Origin of the sequence: Pseudomonas sp. Pseusp3 (genome assembly GCF_047304225.1) — a bacterium.
GTDB lineage: Bacteria > Pseudomonadota > Gammaproteobacteria > Pseudomonadales > Pseudomonadaceae > Aquipseudomonas > Aquipseudomonas fluorescens_CD.
Map to the genome: position 1 here is coordinate 1 of NZ_JBGLYV010000229.1, position 1,074 is coordinate 1,074.

The following is a 1,074-nucleotide window of genomic DNA, read 5'->3' on the forward strand; positions in this document are numbered from 1 at the left end:
AAACGCCGGGACACCGCGGGGATTCAGACAGCCCGCGTTATCGTTGACGTCCATCGCGAGCAAGCTCGCTCCTACAGGGGGGTGTGCTGATCTTCAGGTTCGTTCAGCTTGGGTTCAGGTATTGTCAATCAATAGCATATGTGAATACGTATCATTATGTTACAACTTGGCACCCTATCTAAATTCGAGACGCCGCTGAATGCTTGTTCCTTTTCTGATCATGCTGCGCGAAGGTGTCGAGGCCGCGTTGATCGTTGGCATCATCGCCAGTTACCTCAAACAGACCGGTCGCGGCCAATGGCTGCCGGCGATGTGGATCGGGGTGTTTCTTGCCGTCACCCTCGCCCTGCTGGTGGGCGGTGGCCTGGAACTGGTCAGTGCCGAGTTCCCGCAGAAACAACAGGAGCTGTTTGAAGGCATCGTTGGACTGGTAGCCGTCGGCATTCTCAGCTCCATGGTGTTCTGGATGCGCAAGGTCGCGCGTTCGATCAAGCATTCACTGCACGAGTCCCTCGACCACGCATTGACCGGTTCCGGGCACCAGGTGATCGCACTGATCGCCATGGTGTTTTTCGCCGTGGCCCGCGAAGGCCTGGAAACGGTGTTCTTCCTGCTCGCGGTATTCCAGCAAAGCCAGGGCCCGGCGGCACCGATTGGCGCCCTGCTCGGCCTGGTCCTGGCCATCGTCATCGGCTTCCTGATCTACAGCGGCAGCATGCGCCTGAACCTCGCGGCGTTTTTCCGCTGGACCGGCCTGTTCATCCTGGTGGTGGCGGCCGGCATCCTCGCCAACTCGGTACAGGCGCTGCATGAAGCCGGGCTCTGGAACCACCTGCAGACCGTGCTGTTCGATTTCAGCACAACGCTGCCGATGGATGGCCCGCTGGGCTCGGTGCTGGCCGGCATGTTCGGTTACCAGGACGCCCCGACCGTCAGCACCCTGGGTGCGTATCTGATCTATCTGCTGGTGGCGCTGGTGATGTTCTTCTCACCGGCCGGCGCACCCGCCAGGCAATCCTCTTCCGTTTCCAGCCAATAAGGGCTCCCATGCCAAATCAAGCCCCACCCCAGGCT

1 protein-coding gene is annotated in these 1,074 nt (G+C 60.2%); it reads left to right on the plus strand.

Annotated elements, in window-relative coordinates; all coding sequences use genetic code 11:
• Window positions 1–199 precede the first annotated feature (199 nt).
• On the plus strand, window positions 200–1,039 hold the full coding sequence (gene efeU / locus ACCD00_RS30660; RefSeq protein WP_413428926.1) for an iron uptake transporter permease EfeU: 840 nt from the start codon (window positions 200–202) through the stop codon (window positions 1,037–1,039).
• Window positions 1,040–1,074 lie beyond the last annotated feature (35 nt).